The sequence below is a fragment of the Staphylococcus sp. HGB0015 genome (genome assembly GCF_000411275.1).
Classification (GTDB): Bacteria; Bacillota; Bacilli; order Staphylococcales; family Staphylococcaceae; genus Staphylococcus; species Staphylococcus schleiferi.
In genome coordinates, this window is sequence record NZ_KE150418.1 from 434,853 (window position 1) to 458,458 (window position 23,606).

At 39.5% G+C, this 23,606-nt stretch carries 12 protein-coding genes and 3 pseudogenes; 8 read left to right on the plus strand and 7 right to left on the minus strand.

Going from position 1 to position 23,606, the window contains the following annotated elements; genetic code table 11:
* Positions 1-95: 95 nt before the first annotated feature.
* The gene (locus HMPREF1208_RS12520; protein ID WP_016425975.1) at positions 96-2,060 is read right to left on the minus strand and encodes a hypothetical protein; all 1,965 of its coding nucleotides are present in this window, start codon (positions 2,058-2,060) and stop codon (positions 96-98) included.
* On the opposite strand from HMPREF1208_RS12520, the gene HMPREF1208_RS12525 reads away from it, so the two are divergent.
* From HMPREF1208_RS12525 to gtfB, 8 genes and pseudogenes are all read left to right on the plus strand, one after another.
* The gene (locus HMPREF1208_RS12525) at positions 2,044-3,615 is read left to right on the plus strand and encodes an LPXTG cell wall anchor domain-containing protein (protein WP_244944010.1); all 1,572 of its coding nucleotides are present in this window, start codon (positions 2,044-2,046) and stop codon (positions 3,613-3,615) included. The genes HMPREF1208_RS12520 and HMPREF1208_RS12525 overlap by 17 nt on opposite strands.
* A 103-nt stretch (positions 3,616-3,718) precedes the next feature.
* Positions 3,719-4,929: pseudogene (gene secY2, locus HMPREF1208_RS08585) on the plus strand (accessory Sec system protein translocase subunit SecY2).
* Between the two features lie 10 nt (positions 4,930-4,939).
* Positions 4,940-6,490, plus strand: coding sequence for an accessory Sec system protein Asp1 (gene asp1, locus HMPREF1208_RS08590; RefSeq protein ID WP_016425978.1), 1,551 nt, complete (start codon positions 4,940-4,942; stop codon positions 6,488-6,490).
* Positions 6,480-8,027, plus strand: a complete 1,548-nt coding sequence (gene asp2, locus HMPREF1208_RS08595; RefSeq protein WP_037559429.1) for an accessory Sec system protein Asp2 — start codon at positions 6,480-6,482, stop codon at positions 8,025-8,027. The genes asp1 and asp2 overlap by 11 nt, the downstream gene beginning before the upstream one ends.
* Positions 8,011-8,922 carry an accessory Sec system protein Asp3 gene (gene asp3, locus HMPREF1208_RS08600; protein ID WP_016425980.1) on the plus strand — a complete coding sequence of 304 codons (912 nt, stop codon included), beginning with the start codon at positions 8,011-8,013 and terminating at the stop codon, positions 8,920-8,922. The genes asp2 and asp3 overlap by 17 nt, the downstream gene beginning before the upstream one ends.
* Positions 8,922-11,306 (plus strand): accessory Sec system translocase SecA2, encoded by a 2,385-nt coding sequence (secA2, locus tag HMPREF1208_RS08605; RefSeq protein WP_037559559.1) that lies wholly within the window; start codon positions 8,922-8,924, stop codon positions 11,304-11,306. The genes asp3 and secA2 overlap by 1 nt, the downstream gene beginning before the upstream one ends.
* Before the next feature lie 16 nt (positions 11,307-11,322).
* Positions 11,323-12,830: pseudogene (gene gtfA / locus HMPREF1208_RS08610) on the plus strand (accessory Sec system glycosyltransferase GtfA).
* A complete protein-coding gene (gene gtfB / locus HMPREF1208_RS08615; protein ID WP_016425984.1) occupies positions 12,823-14,172 on the plus strand; it encodes an accessory Sec system glycosylation chaperone GtfB in 1,350 nt (449 codons plus the stop codon). Before gtfA ends, gtfB begins: the two are co-directional and overlap by 8 nt.
* 120 nt (positions 14,173-14,292) lie before the next feature.
* Here the strand turns inward: gtfB and HMPREF1208_RS08620 are convergent, their stop codons facing one another.
* The 6 genes and pseudogenes from HMPREF1208_RS08620 to HMPREF1208_RS08645 form a co-directional block, all read right to left on the minus strand.
* Positions 14,293-15,480: a thiolase family protein gene (locus tag HMPREF1208_RS08620; protein ID WP_016425985.1), complete on the minus strand. Its 1,188-nt coding sequence runs from the start codon at positions 15,478-15,480 to the stop codon at positions 14,293-14,295.
* Positions 15,481-15,504: 24 nt separating this feature from the next.
* Positions 15,505-17,766 (minus strand): 3-hydroxyacyl-CoA dehydrogenase/crotonase FadB, encoded by a 2,262-nt coding sequence (gene fadB / locus HMPREF1208_RS08625; RefSeq protein ID WP_016425986.1) that lies wholly within the window; start codon positions 17,764-17,766, stop codon positions 15,505-15,507.
* Between the two features lie 81 nt (positions 17,767-17,847).
* Positions 17,848-19,059, minus strand: coding sequence for an acyl-CoA dehydrogenase FadE (gene fadE, locus HMPREF1208_RS08630; RefSeq protein ID WP_016425987.1), 1,212 nt, complete (start codon positions 19,057-19,059; stop codon positions 17,848-17,850).
* 39 nt (positions 19,060-19,098) lie between these two features.
* Positions 19,099-20,628, minus strand: a complete 1,530-nt coding sequence (gene fadD / locus HMPREF1208_RS08635; protein ID WP_016425988.1) for a long-chain-fatty-acid--CoA ligase FadD — start codon at positions 20,626-20,628, stop codon at positions 19,099-19,101.
* A 29-nt stretch (positions 20,629-20,657) separates the two neighbouring features.
* Positions 20,658-22,223: pseudogene (fadX, locus tag HMPREF1208_RS08640) on the minus strand (fatty acid degradation protein FadX).
* Positions 22,224-22,563: 340 nt separating this feature from the next.
* Positions 22,564-23,604 carry an acyl-CoA/acyl-ACP dehydrogenase gene (locus HMPREF1208_RS08645; RefSeq protein ID WP_016425990.1) on the minus strand — a complete coding sequence of 347 codons (1,041 nt, stop codon included), beginning with the start codon at positions 23,602-23,604 and terminating at the stop codon, positions 22,564-22,566.
* Between the last annotated feature and the right edge of the window lie 2 nt (positions 23,605-23,606).

Below are 23,606 nucleotides of genomic sequence, written 5' to 3' on the forward strand. Positions count from 1 at the left end.
TCGACAAGCACATCAACGTCAGTGAGTGATTCAAATTCTGCGTCAGTAGCTAAGAGTGCATCAGTATCGACAAGTGAGTCCGTTTCAACATCAAATCAAGTAGCAAGCGAGTCGACATCGACAAGTGCGTCAACATCAGTGAGCGAGTCAGACTCAACATCAGCAGCTAAGAGTGCATCAGCATCGACAAGTGAATCAGCTTCAACATCAAACCGAGAAGCAAGCGAATCAACGTCAACAAGTGCTTCAACATCAGTAAGTGCTTCAACATCTGAGTCGGCAAACAAAGCAAGCGAATCAGCATCAGCGAGCACATCAGCATCTACTTCAGCTCGAGTAGCAAGTGAATCGACGTCAACAAGTGCTTCAACGTCAGTAAGCACATCAGCATCTGAGTCTGCGAATAAAGCAAGCGAGTCAGCATCAGCAAGTACGTCAACATCGGTGAGTGAATCAGACTCTGCATCAGCAGCTAAGAGTGCATCAGTATCGACAAGTGAATCTGTCTCTACATCAAATCGAGTAGCGAGTGAGTCAACTTCTACAAGCACATCAAAAGCGGTGAGTGAATCAAACTCTACATCAGTAGCTAAGAGCGAATCAGCATCGACAAGTGAATCAGATTCAACATCAAACCGAGTAGCAAGCGAGTCAAAATCGACAAGTGCGTCAACATCGGTAAGCGAATCAGCTTCTGCATCGACATCGATAAGTGATTCAACTTCAGTAAGTGAATCGAATTCCGCGTCGTTAGCTAAGAGCGAATCTGTATCAACAAGTGAATCAGATTCCACATCAGCAGCTAAGAGTGCATCAGTATCGACAAGCGAATCTGTGTCTACATCAAACCGAGTGGCGAGTGAATCGACGTCAACAAGTGCGTCAACATCGGTGAGTGATTCAGCTTCAACATCTGTATCTAACAGTGCTTCAACGTCAGTGAGTGCATCAGAATCTGAGTCGGCAAATAAAGCAAGCGAGTCAGTATCAGCAAGCACATCAACATCAGTGAGCACATCAGTATCTGAATCGGCGAACAAAACAAGCGAGTCAGTAGCAGCAAGCGAGTCTGCATCAGCGAGCACGTCAACGTCGGAAAGTGCGTCAACATCTGAATCAGTGAACAAAGCAAGCGAGTCTGCATCAGCGAGCACATCAGCATCTGAATCGGCGAACAAAACAAGTGAGTCAACTTCTACAAGCACGTCAACGTCAGTGAGTGCATCAGAATCTGAGTCGGTAAATAAAGCAAGCGAATCGGTATCAGTGAGCACATCAACGTCAGTAAGTGCTTCGACATCTGAGTCTGCAAATAAAGCGAGCGAATCCATTTCAGCAAGCACATCAACATCAGTAAGTGCTTCAACATCTGAGTCGACAAGTAAAGCGAGCGAGTCTGCATCAGCGAGCACATCAGCATCTGAATCGGCGAACAAAACAAGTGAGTCAGCTTCAACAAGCACATCAACATCAGTGAGTGCATCAGCATCTGAATCAGTGAACAAAGTAAGCGAGTCCGCATCAGCAAGCACATCGACATCAGTAAGTACGTCTACATCTGAGTCAGCGAACAAAGCGAGCGAATCAGTATCAGCGAGCACATCAACGTCAGTAAGTGCTTCGACATCTGAGTCTGCAAATAAAGCGAGCGAATCGGTATCAGCAAGTGAGTCGACATCAGAAAGTGCATCAGCATCTGAATCAGTGAACAAAGCGAGCGAGTCCGCTTCAGTAAGTACGTCAACATCTGAGTCTGTGAACAAAGTAAGCGAGTCAGTATCAGTGAGCACATCAACGTCAGTAAGTGCTTCGACATCTGAGTCGACAAGCAAAGCAAGTGAGTCGACATCATCAAGTACTTCAACTTCAGTGAGTGCATCAACATCTGAGTCGGCAAGCAAAGCAAGCGAGTCGGCTTCAGCAAGTACGTCAACATCAGTGAGCACATCAACATCTGAATCAGTGAACAAAGCAAGCGAGTCTGAATCAGCGAGCACATCAACATCGGTAAGTACGTCAGCATCTGAATCTGCGACACATGTGATGACTTCAACAGGCAAACCATTAACAACAGATTTACCAATCGGTGTAATTAGTGAATCAATGAGTACGTCAACGTCTTATAAACTTCCTACTAATGTATCTGAGTTAATCAGTGAGTCTGTAAGTGCATCAACAAGCAAATCTACTGTTGATTCTATGTCAAATGCGTCTAGCGTGAGCCTTAAAGATCAACAATCATTGTCAGCTTCACGTTTGGCTAGTGCGTCGATGAGCACATCGTTATCAACAAGCGCAATTGAAAGCCACAAAAATCACACGCCAAGTGAGATTGCTTCAGCTGAGTCAGCATCATTATCAGCAAGTACATCGACAAGTGATTCAACAGTCGCTTCTACATCAGTAAGTACATCAGCGAGTCAATCAGGTGTAGTGAGGGCTTCTGAACAAGCATCCATGAGTCAACGTGTATCTGAAAGTACTTCGATGAAAAATACGGCATCTCAATCACAAATTGCGTCGAAATCAGAACAAGCATCATTGTCTAAGTCAGCACATCAGTCTGTACAACATTCGACAAGTGAGTCAGCATCACTTTCAAAATCAGCAAGCCTTTCAGAATATGAAAAAGCTTCACAAAAAGCTGCAGAAAGTGCATCAACTTCTACTTCAATCGTAGAAAAAGCATCAACAAGCGCATCGATAAGTACAGCTTCAAGTGCATCGATTTCAGCATCGAACTCTGACAAAGCATCGTTAAGTCATTCAGTAGAAGAAGCGCGTTTGAATAGTCAATCTATGAGTGCATCATTGAGTGAAATGGCAAGTGCGGAAGCTTCAACATCAACAGAAGCATCACTGTCAGCAAGTGTAACGCAAGCTGTATCTGAAGCAGTGAGCGCGTCAACAAGTGCTTCGTTGAGTACTTCAACAAGTACATCTGTATCAGAAGCGATGTCTGTAAGTGCAGATGAAAGTGCGTCATTATCAGCGTCTCATCATATGAGTGATTCAGTAAGTATGTCTACAAGTGCATCAGATAGCTTGTCAACATACGAAAGTGTATCAATGAGCCTTTCTGTTAAAGAATCGCAATCGATGAGTACGTCATTGTCAGCAAGTGGATCAACAAGTATGTCAATGAGCACATCAACGTCAGAAAGCGGATCAACAAGTACGTCAACGAGTACATCATTGTCAGCAAGCGGATTAGCAAGTACGTCAATGAGTACGTCATTGTCAGCAAGCGGATTAGCAAGTACGTCAATGAGTACGTCATTGTCAGCAAGTGGATCAACAAGTACGTCAGTGAGCACATCATTGTCAGCAAGCGGATCAGCAAGTACGTCAATGTCTCAAACTTCATCTGATAGCGAATCATCTGCTATGAATGCAATGACAGATGCGACGCCTTCGATGGATGCTCAAAGAATGCAATCATCAGACACGCAAATGCAACAAGCAAAAGAATCTGAACAAACATTACCAGATACGGGTCAAACAACATCACAAAGTGGCTTGTTTGCAGCGGTTGCAGCAATGTTTGCAGGTCTTGGATTGTTAAGAAAATCTAAAAAAGATAAAAAGGATGATCAACAATCATCTGAACAATAAAATTAAGTTCAAACATGGTAGAAGGGGCTAGAACAATAAAGTCAAAGGGATAGCCCCTTTGACCCCATGTTTTATATAAAAGAGGGTTAATGTGAGAGGTAATATGATTAAGCGTATTTTTAAACAATACGAGTACAAAATTCTACACAAAAGAATACTGTTCACAATTCTTATTTTATTGATATACATATTAGGAAGCCATGTTCCAATCATCAGTGCACATGCAATGAAACATCATGGCAATGGGTTTTATAGGCTGCTGTTTCTAATATGGGTGGAGATATTTCAAGATTGAATGTTTTTTCACTTGGACTCGGTCCATGGTTGACAGCAATGCTTATTATTAGCTTATGGTCTTACAAAAACATTGAGAAATCGATGAGACAAACACGAGCGGAAAAGCATTTTAAAGAAAAGTTTCTGACTTTAATTTTGAGTATTGTGCAAGGCTGCTTTGTTTTAAATCAATTCGTTTATCATAGTCATTTAAAACAATCCAATGCATTGCTTTTATTATTAATTTTAATTGCGGGCTCAATGATGCTCGTTTGGCTTGCCGATCAAAATGTAAGAAATGGCGTTGCCGGGCCAATGCCAATCGTTATGTTAAGTATTGTGAGATCTATATTTAATCAGCATGGACCTAAATTAAATATAGAAACATACGAAATCATCATTGTCACTGTATTGATTGTGGCAGCGCTATTTACTTTATTACTGATTGAATTAATAGAATACCGAACAAAATATCAAGATATTTTAGATATTTCAAAAGAAAATACGGTGAATTATTTAGCATGGAAACTCAATCCAGGTGGAAGTCTATCCATCATGATTGGTTTATCTGTCTTTCTACTATTAAATAGTACGTTAAATCTAGCACTGAGTTTAACGATAGGACGGACTGCCCATATTAAAATTTTTTCTTTCGATAATTATATCGGCATCAGTACGTATTTATTAATACAAATCGTATTAGGGTATTTTCTGTCACGGTTAATGATTAATACGAAGCAAAATTCAAAAAATTTCTTGAAAAGTGGAAATTATTTTATAGGTGTGCGGCCTGGAAAAGAGACATCCGCTTATCTCAATCGCATGGCTACAAGAATATGTTGGTTTGGAACGTTTATTGTCGGGATTATCATTGGCATACCGCTGTATTGCTCATTATTTATCCCGCATTTGTCTCAACAAATATATTTAGCCGTACAATTGATTATTTTAGTTTATATTGCGATTAATATTGCAGATACGTTTAGAACCTATCTCTATTTCGATAAGTATCAACATGTTTTAAAACAATATTGGTGAGGAGACAATTATGAAATGTTTTATCCCGGCGTGGTATAGCGATGAGAATTGGTGGCAAAGCCATGCCAAACCCATCTTTTTTAAAAAAACTAAAACAGAATTTGATGATTTGATCAGTCTGATGGGCATGCATCTTAAAAATGAGCAGCCATTTGAACTTGTGCTATTAAATTATAGTCCTGATTTACGTACATTTTTACATCGACATGACTTGTTTGATGCACATTATTGGTCATTATTTGATGAGATTCAAGGCTTTAAACATCAAACGCCACAATCTGTGGACTATCGACGACTCAATTGGCCTGAAGAAACAGAGTTTATATATATGCCATTTTATATTCGTGCAATCACTGCGGAGTCTCAGTATTCAAATATCTATTTTAGTCAAGAGGGCTATCTCATTTGGATAGAGACATTTGAAAACGATGTGAAATGCCGACGTTATATTTTTGATGATCGCGGTTTTCTATCTAGTGTGATGGTTTATGACGATAAAGGACAGATAGATTATCAACTTTATATGACATTTGATGGTGACTGGGTGATGAAAGAAGATGGCGCTACTGGAAAAGTTGAAATTCATCACAAATATCAACATCTTTTTAATCAAATCACTTATGCACATATGACAGACATTATTCATGAATGGTTCCAACGATATATAGATCGTACGGACACACCTATTGAATCGGTGATTGTTGCATCGGATATACGCCACAATCATTTGGTTGCGGCGCACATTCCATGTGAACAGCTCTGTTTTTCCATATTTCAAGGCAGAAAAAGTGCAGAACCTGAAAATGAGTTTGCTTCAATTAAAAAAGGACGTTACTGGCTTGTAGATACGGTTGATAATGAGGAACGTCTTTCGCATTATCAAAAGCAATTTCAATGTGACAATCAAATTATGCGTATTACGCCTTTTGATGTTCAAGTTCATGCGAATATCAGTAGTCAGCTTCACGAAATGAAGATAGGTGTATGGATAGACGGAATCGACCCATTACTATTCGAACGCACAATGGCGCAATTGAAAGTGGAAATGCAACAGCATCCACAAGTTCGTGTGGAATTGTTGAGTAAAGCATATGATGTGATACCGTCATGGATTAATGAAACGGTGCAGCAAATCAATCAGGAATTGAGTGAAAATAACACAACACCTGAAATGATTCGCGATATCGTAGGTGATGAAGCAATCAAATATGTTGTGTTGAAAAAAGTGCCTTTTGAAAATCAACTTGTTGAAGCAATTGCGACGATGCGACTCATTATTGATCTAAGTGACGAGCCAGATTTGTTTTTACAAATATGTTCAATTGGGGCAGGTTTACCACAGATTAATCGTAATCCTACAGACTATGTCCAACATGGCGTGAATGGTTATCTTCTTCATCATATTGATGATTTGGCGATTGCGACAGATTACTTCTTAAATCATTTAAAAAATTGGAACCGCGCTTTTGCTTATTCGATGAAGTTAGCCAAACATTATGCATCTCATCAAATCGTCAAACAATTAGCGCATTGGATAGTGGGTGATGAAAATGGCGCGTAAATATAAAGTCTTGCAAATAGGCGGTAATGATTTGTCATCGCACTTTTTAACGAAAGAGGAGGTTGTTTTTCAATTCTTAACAACCCGTGCGTTAGAAGATAAAGCGACATACAATGAATATTTGAATGATAAAACATATGACCTTATTTTTGTACAAACTGCTTATTCGCAACCTTTAATGAAGGCTTTACAAAATGTCACTACACCGTACAACACTTATATTGATCAACAATTTTGGGGCTCAAAATTTAAATCAGAGCCATTGGTTCGTGAGCGGATGATTCGTCCATTTCACTATAAGACTTCTGAAGAATGTATTCATAAGTTGTTAGCCTTATCGTTCTCAGGACAGTATGGGGATAAGATTGCGCCTCATACTTGTATCGTCAATTCAAGATTTAAAGGGGACGCTTACTATGACGGAAGCCATGCGATTGTGCTCACTGGAGATTTTGGAAAAGACTTTAAGCCCATTTTATCGTGGCAAAATTATTTAGTTTATGATCGTGAGAAAGTGATTCAAATATGGCCTGAGTATACTGTCACGGGCCGTGTTGAAGTTTCATTTACACTTCGATTATTGGATTTTGGGACAGCTGGAAAATTTAGTCGAGAATTTGTCTTAAAAGGTGAAGAACTGAAACATCCTTTAGAAATACCGGTGGCAGATGAGGACGCATATATTCTTATTACTGCAAAAGCGAAAGGAAGCGGAACTTTACGGGTAGGTGCGATACACAAAAGATGGTCTCGAATGGAGATGGGGCAATGTATTTTAGGTGGAGAACGTTATGTCGATGAAAATCGAGAAGAGTTTTTTCATTATTTTGATCCCGGCGATTTGAAGCCACCCCTCAATGTCTATTTCAGTGGTTATCGAACTGCCGAAGGGTTTGAAGGATTTTATATGATGCGTAAGTTTAAAACGCCATTCCTACTTATCGCTGATCCGAGAGTAGAAGGAGGCGCATTTTATTTAGGCTCAAAGTCTTTTGAATCCAACATTATTAAAGTGATTCAAGATAAGTTGAAATTTCTTGGTTTTAAAGATGATGATTTAATCTTATCCGGGCTTTCGATGGGATCATTTGGCGCTTTATATTATGGCGCACAGTTAAAACCAGCAGCAATCGTTGTTGGAAAGCCACTGGTGAATATTGGGACTATCGCTGAATGTATGCGTTTAAAACGACCTGAAGAATTTGGAACCGCGATTGACGTGTTGATGAAGAATGAAAAAGCAATGGATGCGGATGCAATTCAAAGACTCAACCGGAGATTTTGGAATGTTTTAGAGCAGTCGAATATTAAAGAGACCACTGTTGCTGTGTCATATATGGAAGATGATGATTATGATATCGAAGCATTTAATATGCTGTTGCCGCTTTTATCACGCCAGCATGTCCGTGTGATGAGTCGCAGTATACCGGGGCGACATAATGATGATTCGGCAACGATTACAAACTGGTTTGTTAATTTTTACAATATGATTCTTGAGAGTCGATTTGGGAGAGTGACACATGAAAGAAAAGAATAGTTTTAATATTCGATGGACACAAATCACGTCCGCTACATTTATGTATGGGACACAATTTCGATTTCATGCGTCAGAGACAGCCTTTCAAAATGAATTAATGCCGTCTGGGATTGTCATACACCAATGGAAAATGATGACAAATTTTCAGAAAGATAAAACGATACCCACGTTGCCAATTTTAAAGAAAGATCAGACTTATCATTTTAAATTTGATTATGATGTGGAACCTTCACATGGCATCTATTTTAAAATTATTTTTAAACATCGTGATAACACGGTCTGTGATGTTCAAATTATTCGTGGGCATGAAGCGGAAGTACGCATGCCACAACAGGCGTTTAATTATGAACTTCAAATGATAAATGCCGCTTCAAAAGTTGTGAAATTTCGTCAAATCTGTATTAAAGAAGGAGAAGATGCACAACTGGATGTGCAACTATACATCAGTGATATCCAAAATAAAGTGCCACGTCTCCCTATAGTGAATATCGTATTTGTCGAAAAAGATGGAATCAGCAACAGTGCGCTTCGCCAGTTCCCGAACTGCATCACAGTGCACAATTGGGACGTAGCATCTTTAGCGCAAGTGATATCAAATTTGACGGCACGGATTAACGTGTTAGGAAAGCAATGTTCACTTCATTTCATAGGTTATCATTCACGTTCCATTGCAATGGCGTGTGTCATGACAGCGCATATGAAAGGCACAGCATTTGTGACCCAATGGCCAAATCATGATGAAGTCGAAATGAATACTGATACCGCGCATGTTGTCGTTTATCAAACGGAAACCCATTTGGATACAGAAGCGTTTCGGTTAGTCGAACCCCTATTGAATCCAAGTCGACATCTTGCCATGTTACAAACTGACAAGGTGTGTGGAGGTGAGCAATGATGACAAATCGCATTCATGAAACAATTAACCAAGTTCGTTTAAAAAAGCTTAAAAAAATATTGAACCGGATTAATCGCTATCAAGAAGCGTATCGTGCTTTACCTGATGAGGCGCTTCAACAAAAAACAACGGAATTTAAAAAGAAATTAGAGCAAGGGTTGACATTGGATGACCTCTTGCCAGAAGCCTATGCCGTTGTGAGAGAAGCAAGCTGGCGTGTGTTAGGGATGTTTCCTAAAGATGTCCAAGTTTTGGGTGCGATTGTTTTGCATGAAGGTAATATCGCTGAGATGCAAACAGGAGAAGGTAAGACGCTTACAGCAACGTTACCTTTGTACTTGAATGCATTGTCTGGAAAAGGGGCTTACCTTATTACGACCAATGATTATTTGGCGAAGCGAGATTTTTTAGAGATGCAACCATTATTTGAATGGTTAGGAATCACTATCGCTTTAGGCTTTGTTGAAGATCCAGAGCATCAATATGAAAAGGGCGAGAAGCAAGCGATTTATAATCATGACATTATCTATACGACAGGTGGACGGCTTGGCTTTGATTATTTAATTGATAATTTAGCAGATAGTAAAGAAGGTAAATTCCTACCCAAACTGAATTACGGCATTATCGATGAAGTGGACTCTATTATTTTAGATTCTGCACAAACCCCACTCGTCATTTCAGGTGCGCCTCGTCTTCAATCCAACTTGTTTAAGGTGGTCAAAACGTTTGTAGAAACGCTAGTGGAAAAGCAACATTTCGAAATGAAGAAAACAAAAAAAGAAATTTGGCTAACAGATCAAGGTATTGACGCAGCAAATGCATACTTTGGTGTTGAAAATATTTTTGAGGCCCCTTATTTCGATTTAGTGCGCAATATTAATTTAGCTTTAAGAGCGCGACATTTGTTTGAGAATAACTTTGACTACTTTGTTTTTCAAGGTGAAATCGTATTAATAGATCGCATTACTGGACGCATGATGCCAGGTACGAAACTTCAATCTGGCTTACATCAATCGTTAGAGGCGAAAGAAAATGTTGAAATTACGATGGATAGAAGTGTGATGGCGACCATTACTTTTCAAAATTTGTTTAAACAATTTAATGTTTTTTCCGGGATGTCGGCAACAAGCAAATTAGGTGAAAAAGAATTTTTGGATTTATATACGAAAGTGGTCGTCCAAATTCCAACTGACAAGCCGATTCAAAGACAAGACTTTCCAGACCGTGTTTTTAGAAATGCTGAAGATAAAAATATCGCCATTATTGAACGGGTTCAAGCGCTTTATCAGGAACAACGTCCTGTCCTTGTGATTACACGTACTGCAGAAATGGCAGAATATTTTTCAAGTGCATTTTTTGACCTTGACATACCGAATAATTTGTTGATTGCACAAAATGTTGCGAAAGAAGCACAAATGATTGCAGAAGCAGGGCAGTTAAAAGCAGTTACCGTAGCAACCAGTATGGCTGGTCGTGGGACGGACATTAAATTGGCAGATGGTGTGAAAGCATTAGGGGGCTTAGCGGTCATAATAAGTGATCATATGGAAAATAGTCGTGTGGATCGTCAGTTAAGAGGCCGCTCGGGTAGACAAGGGGATCCTGGGACGTCTCAAATTTACATTTCCATTGATGATTATTTGGTTAAACGATGGGGAGATACAAAGGCTTTAAACATGGACAAATTGATGGAAATGGATGCCGATACGCTTCAAAATAGCCTTGTTTTTCAACGACGTATTAAAAAAATTGTGCAACGTGCCCAAAGGGTGTCAGAAGAACAAGGGACACAAACACGAGAAACGTCCAATGAATTTGAAAAAAGTATTAGTGCGCAACGTGAATTGATTTATGAAGAACGGAATCACATTCTGAACATGACCAAAATAGAGCATCAGCAACTTGAAAGTATCGCGCATGAAGTGTTTACCACACTTGTTAAAAAAGCGACCGTGTCTGAAGGCATGCTCATTGATTATATTTATAAAAATTTAAGCTTTCAGTTTACAAGTGAAATATCAGCATTGAATTTAAATAACTCGGATGAGGTTATTCAATATTTAATGCAGTTATTTGAAGAACAATTGCAATATCAACAAGCGAAATTAAATACGTATTTTTACACACAATTTGTACAAAAGGCGATTTTAAAAGCAGTGGACAGTAATTGGATTAAACAGGTGGATCATTTACAAAAATTAAAATCAAGTGTGAATGCACGCCAAAACGGGAAACGTAATCCTATTTTTGAGTATCATCGTGTCGCGCTCGAATCATTTGAGCTGATGAGAGAAGCCATCAAAAAAGATATCGTGAAATACCTTTGTCAAAGTATTACAGGTTTTGATGAGAAGGACAGATTAATCGTGCATTTTCCGAATTAGAAGAGGTGATTTCAAATTGACAATTTATAATATTAATTTTGGTATTGGGTGGGCGAGTAGCGGTGTCGAGTATGCACAAATGTATCGTGCTAAATTGCTACGAGAACTAAAAATGCCATTAAAATTTGTGTTTTTAGAATTTATGAGTTCTGAAAATATACAAACCCTTACAGAAAATATAGGCTTCAAAGATGAAGAGGTCATTTGGCTATATCAGTATTTTACAGATATTAAGATTGCACCGACTTCTTATACATTAGATGATATTAAAGCAAGCTTACATGCCGATGTGGTGAAAGAAGAACAACAAGGCAAGGTCAGATGGCTAACAATGGGGCAAGGGGATAGCTATGTCACTTGTTATTTAAAAAATGAACATGAGGATATTGTTGATTTTGCTGAATTTGTTATTAATGGCAAGCTTGTACGTAAAGATTACTACAGCTATGTGCGAACTTTTTCAGAATATTATGCGCCTTATGACAATAAAGCGAAACTTTTTATGCGCCAATTTTACAATGAAGATGGTTCAGTAGCTTATACAGAATATATTGATGGTGGCACGCATATTTATGCGATGAAAGACGCCAAACTTTATACTAAAGAAGCGTTTGTGGCCTATTTCTTCCAAAAATTAAATTTAACAGCTGACGATATTGTGATTTTTGATCGTGCGACTGAAGTAGGTCAAGCTATGATGCAAAATAGTGGCGACAGCAAGTTAGGGGTGGTTGTACACGCGGAACATTTCAGTAAAATGCGACGGACGAACATCACATTTTGTGGAATAACTATTATGAATATCAATTTACAAACCATAAAGAGGTTGATTTTTATATTACTGCAACAGAACGTCAAAAAGAAATTTTAGCTCAGCAATTTAAGAAATATTTAAATGCAACGCCTAAAATTTTTACAATTCCAGTAGGATGTTTAGATCAACTGCGCAAGCCAAACAAAAAACGTAAACCTTATTCAATGATTACGGCGTCAAGATTGGCGAGTGAGAAACATATAGATTGGCTCGTACGAGCAGCGGTGATTGCTAAAAAAGAAGTGCCAAAGCTCACATTCGATATTTATGGTGAAGGTGGCGAAAGAGCGCAGCTTCAAGATTTAATTCAAAGTCATCAGGCAGAAGACTTTATTCAATTGCTAGGTCATGTCAAATTAGACGATGTTTATACAGATTACAAGCTCTTTGCGGCAGCTTCTACGAGTGAGGGATTTGGTTTAACGTTGATGGAAGCGGTTGGTTCTGGGTTAGGCATGATTGGTTTTGATGTGAATTATGGCAATCCAACGTTTATTCGAGATGGAAAAAATGGATATCTCATTCCAATTGATGTCAAAGAAGAGGGCAATGAGGCGATTATTCAGCGTCTTGCGGATGCGATGGTGCAATACTTTAATCATGGACCTAAAAAGCCACACGATACCTCTTATCGAATTGCACGTCCTTACTTATTAGAAAATATTCAACAAAATTGGAAAGACTTAGTAGAAGAGGTGCAACATGGTTAATTTGTTCGAACATTTTGATAGTGAAACAAAAGCATTATATGATTCTTTAAGTTTAGCTGGTGAACAAGCGCCAACGATTGTGCTAGAAGATGATGGTTTTTTGCCTGAAGGAATGATAACACCGTACCAATTTTTCGCGAGCTATCGTGCACCTAAAAATGGACGTCCGCTTTATTTCAATGCAGTTCCTGTCCCTAGATTTTGGGAAATAGAAGGGAATAATGAAGAAGCTTGGGTTAAAGATATGAGTCAAAAACGCGCAATGATTCGGTATAGACCGGGTGAAAAACGCCGTCATGTGAGTCATGTTGAGTGGTTGAATCAACAAGGAAAGTTGCAGTATGTGGATCATTATACGCAACATGGCGTGCTTTTTGCACAAACGGTTTATGATTTAAATAGAAACATGATTTTTAGACGCTATTTTGATCAAGACGGTAAAGATGTCATCTACTACAATTTCTTAGCGCAATCAGTCGTATTAAATTGGAAAGGTGAGCAGTACCACTTTGAAAGTCATATCGCATTTTTAACCTTTTTCTTAGAAGCGTTGGAGATTGACTTAAGCCACTTTGTGGTGAACTCATTAGGAACGCCTTTCTCAGTGCTGTATTATCTGAATCATACAGGGCAAGATGTCCTCTATTGGCAAGAATATTGTAAAGGGAATGTCCCAGGCAATATGGAATTAATTTTTAATAACGATACAGGCCAAAGAGATTTCCAAATTGTAGTGACACATAAAGAAGAATATGAAGCAATTGCTGAAGCGGTTAGTGAAGATGCACGTGAAGTTATTCATGACGGCGGTTATTTGTATCAATATGAAAAGACGAGCACATATCAACTCCAAATCCTCACAATGACAAACACCGATCAAATTCATCATATCGCTTCAATCATAGAGTCCTGTCCATTTGCGACATTCCATATTGGCGCTGTCACTGAGATGTCGTCGGTACTCACTCAACTTGAGCGTTATAAAAATGTTCGATTATATCAAGCGATTGAATTAAGTACAGTCGAAAAGTTGTATCAAAAGTGCGACATTTATTTGGATATTAATGAAGGTGGCGAAATTATCGATGCCGTTCGCAAAGCTTTCAATTACGATATGCTGATTTTAGGCTATGCAGCTATTGCACATAATCGCACGTATACGGCACCTCAAAATTTATTCTCAAAAGAGGATGAAGCAGCGGCATTAAAACAAGCATTACGCGATGTACATTTGAAAAAGCGTTACTTTAAAGTCCGCCAAAATTATCAAAAAGCACATGCTAATGAAATCACCGTTAAACAATTTAAAACGATTCATCAATTGGCATACGGGCAAAAGTAATCGCTTAAGCGTATGCAATAAACAAACGGAGTCAGACTTTATGCGATTGATCCGCATCGCTTGTCTTGACTCCGTTTTTATTTTTGTGTTTTCGACTTTCTCCAATGTGATTAATGTGCTTTATTCACGGACCATTTCAAAGATACCGGCAGCACCCATGCCGACACCAATACACATTGTCACCATGCCGTAACGTGTGTCTGGTCGTTTTTTCATTTCAGAGAGTAAACGTGCGGTAAGCATCGCACCCGTTGCACCGAGTGGGTGGCCTAATGCAATGGCACCCCCATTAACATTCGTTTTATCAGCACTGAGTCCTGTTTCTCGCATAGAAGCTAACGTTTGGGCTGCAAAGGCTTCATTCAATTCAACTAAATCAATATCATCAATCGTTAAGTTGGCAGATTTTAACACTTCAGGAATGGCGTAAACAGGGCCGATACCCATAAGTTTTGGATCTACGCCGACTGCTTTAAAACTCACAAAGCGGGCGATAGGTTTGACATTGAGTGCTTTTACTTTCTCCCCAGACATGACGACGACAAAGCCTGTTCCATCAGAAAGCGGTGCAGAAGTTGCGGCTGTGACTGTTCCGTCTGATTTAAATACGGTCGGTAATTTACGCAACGTTTCAACGTTCGTATCAGGGCGTATAAATTCATCTTGGTCAAACGTTTTTACATGTACCTGTGGACCTTCAGCATCATATTCAACCTTGTGAACATCGATAGGTATAATCTCATCTTCAAATTTACCCTCTCGCTGTGCACGTGCAGCACGTTGATGACTTTGTACGGCATAGGCATCTTGGTCTTCTCGAGAAACTTTGTATGTTTGTGCAACATTCTCAGCTGTAAGACCCATAGGCGTTGAAACGCCTACATTTTGATCCTCTAAGATGGGATTGTTGGTTGGTTCATTTCCTCCCATAGGTACTGCACTCATCAGTTCTACGCCGCCTGCGACAATGATATCCCCTTGGCCCGCTATAATCTGATTGGCTGCGAGCGCAATTGTTTGTAATCCAGATGAACAATAACGATTGACGGTTTGACCGGGTACGGACTCCGGTAGACCTGCTCTTAATGCAATTGTTCTGGCGATGTTTTGACCTTGTAAACCTTCAGGAAAAGCATTTCCGACAATGACATCATCGACCATATCAAAGCGAAATTGGCCGCCAACCCGTTTTAAGACGCCTGATAAAACTTGAGCTGCCACTTCATCAGGTCTTTCGTGAAACATGGCACCGTTTTTTGATTTAGCTGCTGCCGACCGTCCGTATGCGACAATATAGGCTTCACGCATATTCATCATCCTTTCTCAACAAACTTAATTTCTTAAAGGCTTTCCATTTTTTAACATATAACTGATACGGTCATATGTTGGTTCTGTTTTTAAAAGTGCAATAAAATGTTGTTTCTCTAGTTTTTGCATATAGCGTTGATTGATATAAGTGTTGCGCGGTAAGTTTCCGCCCGACAGCACTGTTGCAATACGTACCGCGATATCATAGTCATGATCGCTAATAAAATGGCCTTCGCGTTGTGCGTCAAGTTGACCTTTAGCTAAGGCGAGAAAATCTTGACCTAAGGCAATGTATTGACGCTTAGGTTCAGGTCTATAATGTGCATCAGCTTCGAATTGTGCCCGTTTTAAAGCAACTTCTACACGTCGATCTTGATTAAAAATGATGCTGTCTGTCGGTTTCAAAAAGCCATAACGGCGTGCTTCAAAGGCATTGGTAGAAACTTTAGCAAGTCCAATTGTTTGTAACCGTTGTGACATAGAGGCTTGTTTATCATTAAGCAGGTGGTCAGTTTGGAGAATACGTCCAGCTAATTCAGCAAGTCCTCCGCCACTTGGTAATAAACCTACACCTGCCTCCACTAAGCCGATATACGTTTCACTACTTGCAACGACAAATGGAGAATGAAGCACCAGTTCACAGCCGCCACCTAATGCTCGGCCTTGAACCGCAGTCACAATAGGCTTCGTACTATATTTTAAGCGGTTGAAACTTGAATGAAGCTTTTCGATTGCAGGTGCGACCCATTCTTCTACTTTTTGAGCTTCATGTGCTTCTTTCATCGCATAGAGGTTCGCCCCTACACTAAAGTGGGGGCCTTCTGCGTAGATCACCATACTTGAGTAGGCTTCGTTTTCTAATACGTCAATCGCGTCGACCAAATCATCATTAAAGCCGTCAGTGATAACGTTATTTTTACTTTGTAGCTTAAATAAAAGTTGACGACTGTTAACAATTGCTAATTGTGAATCATCACGATTCCAAATGACTTCATCAATCATTTCTGAAACAGGTGTCACATGTGCAATCGTTTCGCCTTCTTGATAGAAACCATCTTCATGTGCTTCAATCCACTCTGGCAAGTCACCCAGTTCAGATTGTAGCCGTGCTTTCACACGCTCAAAGCCCATTAAATCCCAAAGCTGAAATGGGCCGAGTTTCCAGTTGAATCCCCATACAATTGCGCGATCGATATCACGGAAATCACTAGTGGCGTATGGGACATTGATCGCAGCGTAATAGAAATTGTTACGCAACGTTTCCCATAAAAATAGTCCGGCAGGGTCTTTCGCATTAAAGATGACATCTAAATTGTGCGCTAAGTCTTTGTTGAATTCTGCCAATATTGGGAGTTGAGGCGCTTCAACTTGAATATAATCTTGTTGTTTTGGATCGAAAACAAGTCTTTGATGCTGCTTTTTATCTTTCTTATAGAAGCCTTGTTTCGTTTTTCGACCCAGTGCGCCCGCTTCATAGAGTTGATTGACTAAAGTAACATCTTTGAAGTAGGGTTTTTCTTTTTCTGATTGTTGCATACCACGCGTTACGGAAACGGCAATGTCTAACCCAACTAAGTCAGACAATGCATAAGTGCCTGTTTTTGGACGCCCGATAATCTGTCCTGTGAGTGTATCGACTTCAGGAATAGATAAATTTTGTTGCTCTGCGCGGTACATAATATCATTCATTGTTTGTGTGCCGACACGGTTTGCAACAAATCCGGGTACATCATTCACGACAATGACGCCTTTACCTAAGACATCTTCAGTGAAAGTATGCATCTCATCAATAATCTCTCTACGTGTTTGTTGATTCGGTATTAATTCGACCAATTTCATAATACGAGGTGGGTTAAAGAAATGTAATCCCATAAAACGCGCTTTGTCTGCGTCATTAAAAACTTTTGCGATAGCCTCAATCGGTATTCCTGATGTGTTCGTTGCAAAGTAAGCATGAGCAGGTGCAGACTGTGCGACGCTTTTCCATATTTCGTGTTTGACGCTTAAGTCTTCTTTAACAGCTTCTAAATACAAGTCAGCATCATCATTTTCTAAGTCATCGTTAAAGTTGCCATAAGAAAGATTTGAAGCAAAATCTAAATCGAATAACAACGGCTTCTTAGGGTGTGTGATTCGTTCGTATGCTGCTTTAGAAATTTGATTTGGATCTGATTCGTCTAATACGATATCTAATAATTTAACTTTTAATCCTGCATTGACCAATACTGCGGCTAATTGTGCGCCCATTGTACCAGCACCAAGGATTGTAACTTTTCTGATCGTCATCATCATTCCTCCATTTCTAAGCAATTTCAAGCTTAATTAATATGACATTGTGTGACAGGTGACTTTCAAAGCATAAATGATTTAAATAAATGCGGAAGTTCCTGTTAATGCGCGGCCAATGACGAGGGCATTAATTTCATGTGTCCCTTCGTACGTGTACATGGCTTCAGCATCTGAGAAAAAGCGTGCAATGTCATACGTGTCTGCTAAAATACCATTACCTCCAGTTATGCCGCGTCCCATCGCAACAGACTCTCGAAGTCGTAACGTATTCATCATTTTGGCTGTAGATGTTGCGACCTCATCATATTCACCATTTTCTTGCATGCGTGCCAGCTGTGCACACATCGCCATCGCATGTGTGAGATTACCTTGAATCATCGCCAGTTTCTCTTGAACAAGTTGAAATTGACTAATTGATTTTCCGAATTGTTGACGTTCTTTTACATAATCGAGTGTGGCACGCAATGTCCCAGCAAGTGCGCCGGTAGCCATATATGCGACGCCTGCGCGTGTAGAGTAAAGAATCTTAGCAATATCTTTAAAGCTTGTAATGTTTTGTAAGCGGTCAGACTCTTTTACTGTCACTTGATTAAGGTGGATCAGTGCATTAGGGACAATACGTAAAGCAATTTTATTTTCTAAAATTTCAATGTCGACGCCTTCTTGATCAGGTGTCACAATAAAGCAATGTGGCTTCCCTGTCGCTTTATTAATCGCAAATACAGGGATGACATCCGAAACATGGGCGCCACCAATCCATTTTTTGGCACCATTTAACACCCACTCATCACCACGTTGCTCAGCGACAGTTTCTAAACCACCCGCAACGTCAGAACCGTGATCAGGCTCAGTTAACGCAAAACAAGTTCTCAGTTCATGAGACTGTAATTTAGGTACATATTTGGCCACTTGTTCTTTGCTACCACCAAATAAAAACGTATTATGACCGAGTCCTTGATGTACCCCTAATAAAGTAGCGAGTGAGACATCGAAGCGTGCAATTGTGTAAGACATGAAAAATTGAAACAGTTGGCTCGGTGTTTTTGCATTTTCACGATCTTTAAAGAGTAGGGGATGACTAAAATAATTCAAGTCACCGATATCTTTAAAATAATCTTCTGGAACAGTTGCATTGACCCAATGTTGATTAATGTCTTTGCGATATTTGCTTTCTAACAGATGATTGAGCTCTTCAAGTAATGTCAATTCGCCATCGGTTAACATTTTGGAAATGCTTAAAATATCTTCAGGGTAAAGTTGTTTCAATCTTGCTTCTTTTTCAGTCGTCATTTGACATTCCTCCTCAAAATTGTGTATACGATGTGTCCCTTATGCATTGTGATTGGCTTCAGAAGATGACTCTTTATTCACTTTTGAATTCATCATTTCACGAATTACGAGTTTGTCTGGCTTTTGTGTGGAATTCAGTGGCATATGTGTGACTGGTAAATACATCCGTGGCACTTTGTAGCCGGCAAGTCGTTCTCGCATATGCTTGTCCAATTGTTCAACATAGTCAGGTACTTTTTCTCGTAAAATAATAGCCGCGGCGATAGATTCTCCATATTTTGGATGTTCATAACCCACGACAACGCATCGATCAATTAACGGATGCTCAGCTAAGGCATTTTCAACTTCTGATGGTAAGACATTTTCGCCACCAGTGATAATGAGTTCTTTCTTACGATTAATGATGTAAATATCACCATCTTCATCTTTTTTAGCGAGATCCCCTGTTAAGAAGTACTGATTATGGAAAGATTTTTTCGTTTCTTCAGGCTGTCCCCAATATCCAGGTGTCACATTTTTAGAGCGAATGGCCAACTCCCCAATTTCGCCATCGCCCACTTCGTTTTTATCTTCATCCAACACTTTTGCGTCGACAAACATGACCGATTTACCTATACTCATCGGTTTGTGACGTGCATTTTCAGGTGTATTGACCATGACAAGAGGGGCTTCAGTTAAACCGTAGCCATTAATAATGTTGATGCCATATTTTTTGAATGCTTGTTGGATACTGGGTAAAGGTTGCGAGCCGCCTTGAATAACAAACTTGATGGCTCTAAAATCGTCAGGATTAAAGTTTTTTTGGTTCAATGTGCTGTAATACATGGTTGGAATCATAATCAAAAAGTCAGGATGATATTGTGCGATGAGGTCATTGAGTTCCTCGCCATTGAAATAACGTTGTAAAACAAGCGTGCCACCGGACATTAAAGTAGGAAGAACCGTATCGTTAAAGCCGAGTACATGAAACATCGGTGTTGAAATAATGGTTAAATACTCGGAGTTGAATTTGTAAGTCAATTCAACATTTGCGCCGTTGTTGACGAATGATTCATAGGAAAACATGACGCCCTTTGGCACACCTGTTGTGCCACTTGTATAAATCAATGTAGCGAGATCTGTTGGCTCAACGGCTTTGGCTTTGTAAACGTGATGTTGAGAGGGGTCAACTATTTGATTGTATGCATCTGAATCTATATCCATATGCAAATAATCAGGATTGATCTCATTAAGTGAACTCAAATGCTTTTCTGCGTAAAAAAGAATTTTTAAACCTGAATCTGACACAACACCGGCAATTTCTTTCGGGTTAAGTCGCCAGTTGATAGGAAGAAAGACTGCGCCCATTTTGAATGAGGCAAATAATAAATCCAATATGGCGACATCATTAGGTGCAAATATACCAATGACATCTCCTTGTTGAACCCCTTGTGACTCGAGATAATGTGCCATATTATCCGCACGAATATTGAGTTGTTGATATGTCCATTGTGTCCCTTTAAATGGATCGATGACAGCTGGTTTTTCAACATCAAAATCTGCGCGTGTTTTGATCCAGTCGAAATTCATAAATATACCCCCTTGTTTCGTTTTGATCGTCATGCTTCTGTCTGTATGCGATCTAAAAGCGCCCCCCATACGTGATGATAAATGGATGTGTCGGTGGTTTTCAGATTCTTGGAAACGAGCGGTCTAAAGCCCATTTGAGCAATGACATCTCGTTCTATATCTAGTCCGGGTGCGATTTCTATTAGCATCAATCCATCTTGAGTGAGTTGAAAGACGGCACGTTCTGTCACATAATAGATTTCTTGCTGAAGTGACTTGGCTTAATCCGCATTAAAGTCAATATTGGATACGTTTGAGACAAATTTTTGCGTCTGCCCTTCTTGTTCAACATGTAAGCCTTGATTCGACACACTCAGTTGACCCCTAGCAACTAATGTGCCAGAGAAAACAATTTTTTGGACAGACTGACTAATGTCAATGAAACCGCCACAGCCATTCATTCGATGACCGAAATATGAGACATTGACATGACCGTATTGATCAACTTCTGCAAAACTCATAAATGCGATTGAAATCCCACCGTTATAAATGAAATCCCAAGTTAAATCGTGGCGCATACGGGCATCAACGTTAAAATTCATACCGTAGTAGTCACGACTTCCGATAAAACCACCAAATATGCCAATATCCATAATCGGTTGGACCAGATGTTCCACACGCTCCTCATGCAGGAGGTTCGTGAGTTCGTTATTGATTCCAAAGCCAATGCTAATCGTATCGCCTTTTGTTAAAAATTGAGCCGCCCGACGTAAAATTAATTTTCGTATACTGAATGGCAAGGGTGGCTCCGGCAATGACGCCACACGCATTTGCCCGGATAGCGCAGGGCTATATTGTGTTTGAATCAATTGTCGGTGATAGGCGATATCTTCGACAACATAAACGTAATCAACGAGAGAACCTGGTATAAAAACATGATTTGGATTTTGTTGACGACTATCAACAATAGCTTTCACTTGAACAACGACTGTTCCGTGATGGGCTTTGGCATTTAATGCAACACTGTAACTTTCGCCAAGGTGCGCTTCTTCATCCATATAAATATTGCCTTTTTCATCAGCATAAGTGCCTCTTAAGAGTGCAATATTAATGGCTGGTAAATGATAATGAAGAAATTCCTCCCCCTCCATATTAATTAAAGAGACTAAAGATTCTTGTGTTTTTTCATTGGCTTTACCGCCTTTATATCGCGGGTCAATATGTGTATGAAGACCGATTTTAGTGATGATACCTGGTGTGAGGTGATTGGTTTGACGATAATGTGTAGCAATCACACCTTGTGGTAAGAAATACGCCTCAACTTGATTCGATTGAATCGCTTGCGCTGTCAAAGGGGAAGCCGTCATTATACTCATGATGATGCGATCGACCATATTGCGTTGAATGAAATGGTCTAAATCAATCGTATGGCCTCCTGTACTAATGTCATTTGCTAACATAAAAGTGAGATGCGCAGGTGAAGCTGTATCGTCATACTGCTCTGCTAATCCATAGAGTAAAGCTGTAGGAAGGTTAGAAACAGTGAGTGCAGCTAAACCAATCACATCGCCATCATGTATCAATGTTTTGAACGTTTCCCATGTGCATTGTTTCATTTGCGACAGCTCCTTACACATAATGTAAACCCTTACATGAAATATAACATAGTTCACAAAATTGTAAAGAGAAAAAAACTTTATTTTCAGATATTGGTCACAGTATAGACATAAATATAGCTATTGCACCTTAGTCTACGTTGGAATTCAGGAATAGGGTGCGTGATAAAAATGTTTCTTAATCTAGATGGATTTTGGGGAGAAAGATAGTGGAAGTGAATTAAAAAGAATAACTCGGTTTACGTAAAGTGGATTATTAACCCATACGCAAACCGGTCAGTGATGGCCATTGATCCATAGAGGAAGAAGCCGTTGATTTCAAATTGTTGAAGATGCGGTATTATCGTGCTTGTAGCGTGGCCTCGAGTTTGCCTAAATGTCTTAATGTAGGCGTCAGTGCGGCAAAGAAAAAGCCTTCTTTGAGTTTACGCGCTTGTGGTGCTTTGGGTGAATAAGCACGAGAGCCGCCATTGACCATGGAAGCTTGATTGACTTCTAATAAAAGATAGCCGAGCGCTTTTTTTAGTTGAACGAGCTCTAAAAGTTTTGTTTGTAACGTGTCTTGATGACTTTCAAGTAAGGTATAAAATTGTTGATGTAACTGATGATACCTTTGTTCATAAGCTTCAACGTCATACTCTAAATAAGTGTTGATGCCGTTTTGTGCATTTGAAAATTGACGGATTAAGTCTAATGAACTTTTAATCGCGCCAAGTGCAATTGGAATTTGAAGTGCAATAAATTGTGGGCGTATGGCTGAAGCAAATTGTTCGGCCTTTTTAGTAATAATTTGGTCTTTAGTCACGTTGACTTCATCAAAAGTAATGCGATATGTAGCAGAACCATTGACGCCCAAGAAATTTGATTTTTCTTCTAACGTGAGCCCTGCTGTATTGGCACGTATAATAAACATAACCAGTTCTCCATTATTTTGATGTTGAGAAATCGCACCAAAATAGTGGTCAGATCCAATATTACTTACGGCAGGTAGTTGTCCATTGACTACGATTGTATCGGCATGATCAACATGTGTTAAGTTAAAACTTTCAAGATCATTGAAAGATTTCATCGGGTTAGATAAACCCGTAGCCCCCAATACTTCGCCTGATAAAATTTTCTGTTGCAAATCGCGATAGAGTGCGGGTTGTTTTGCTTGTTTTAAATAAGTAGAGAAGGCCAGTTGGCACCATAAACAAAAGCCCGTAGTCAGACAAGCTTCTGAGACTTTTTCGATAGACTGTGCATTTTTTATGAGATTGTTTTCTGAAAAATGGCCTTCTGTGAAAAGTTGTTGGATAAATGATTTAGCATAGTAATTACCATAATCAATATCAATTAAATAAGGTTCTAATTCATTTTCAATCAGTGTGTCGATAGACATGC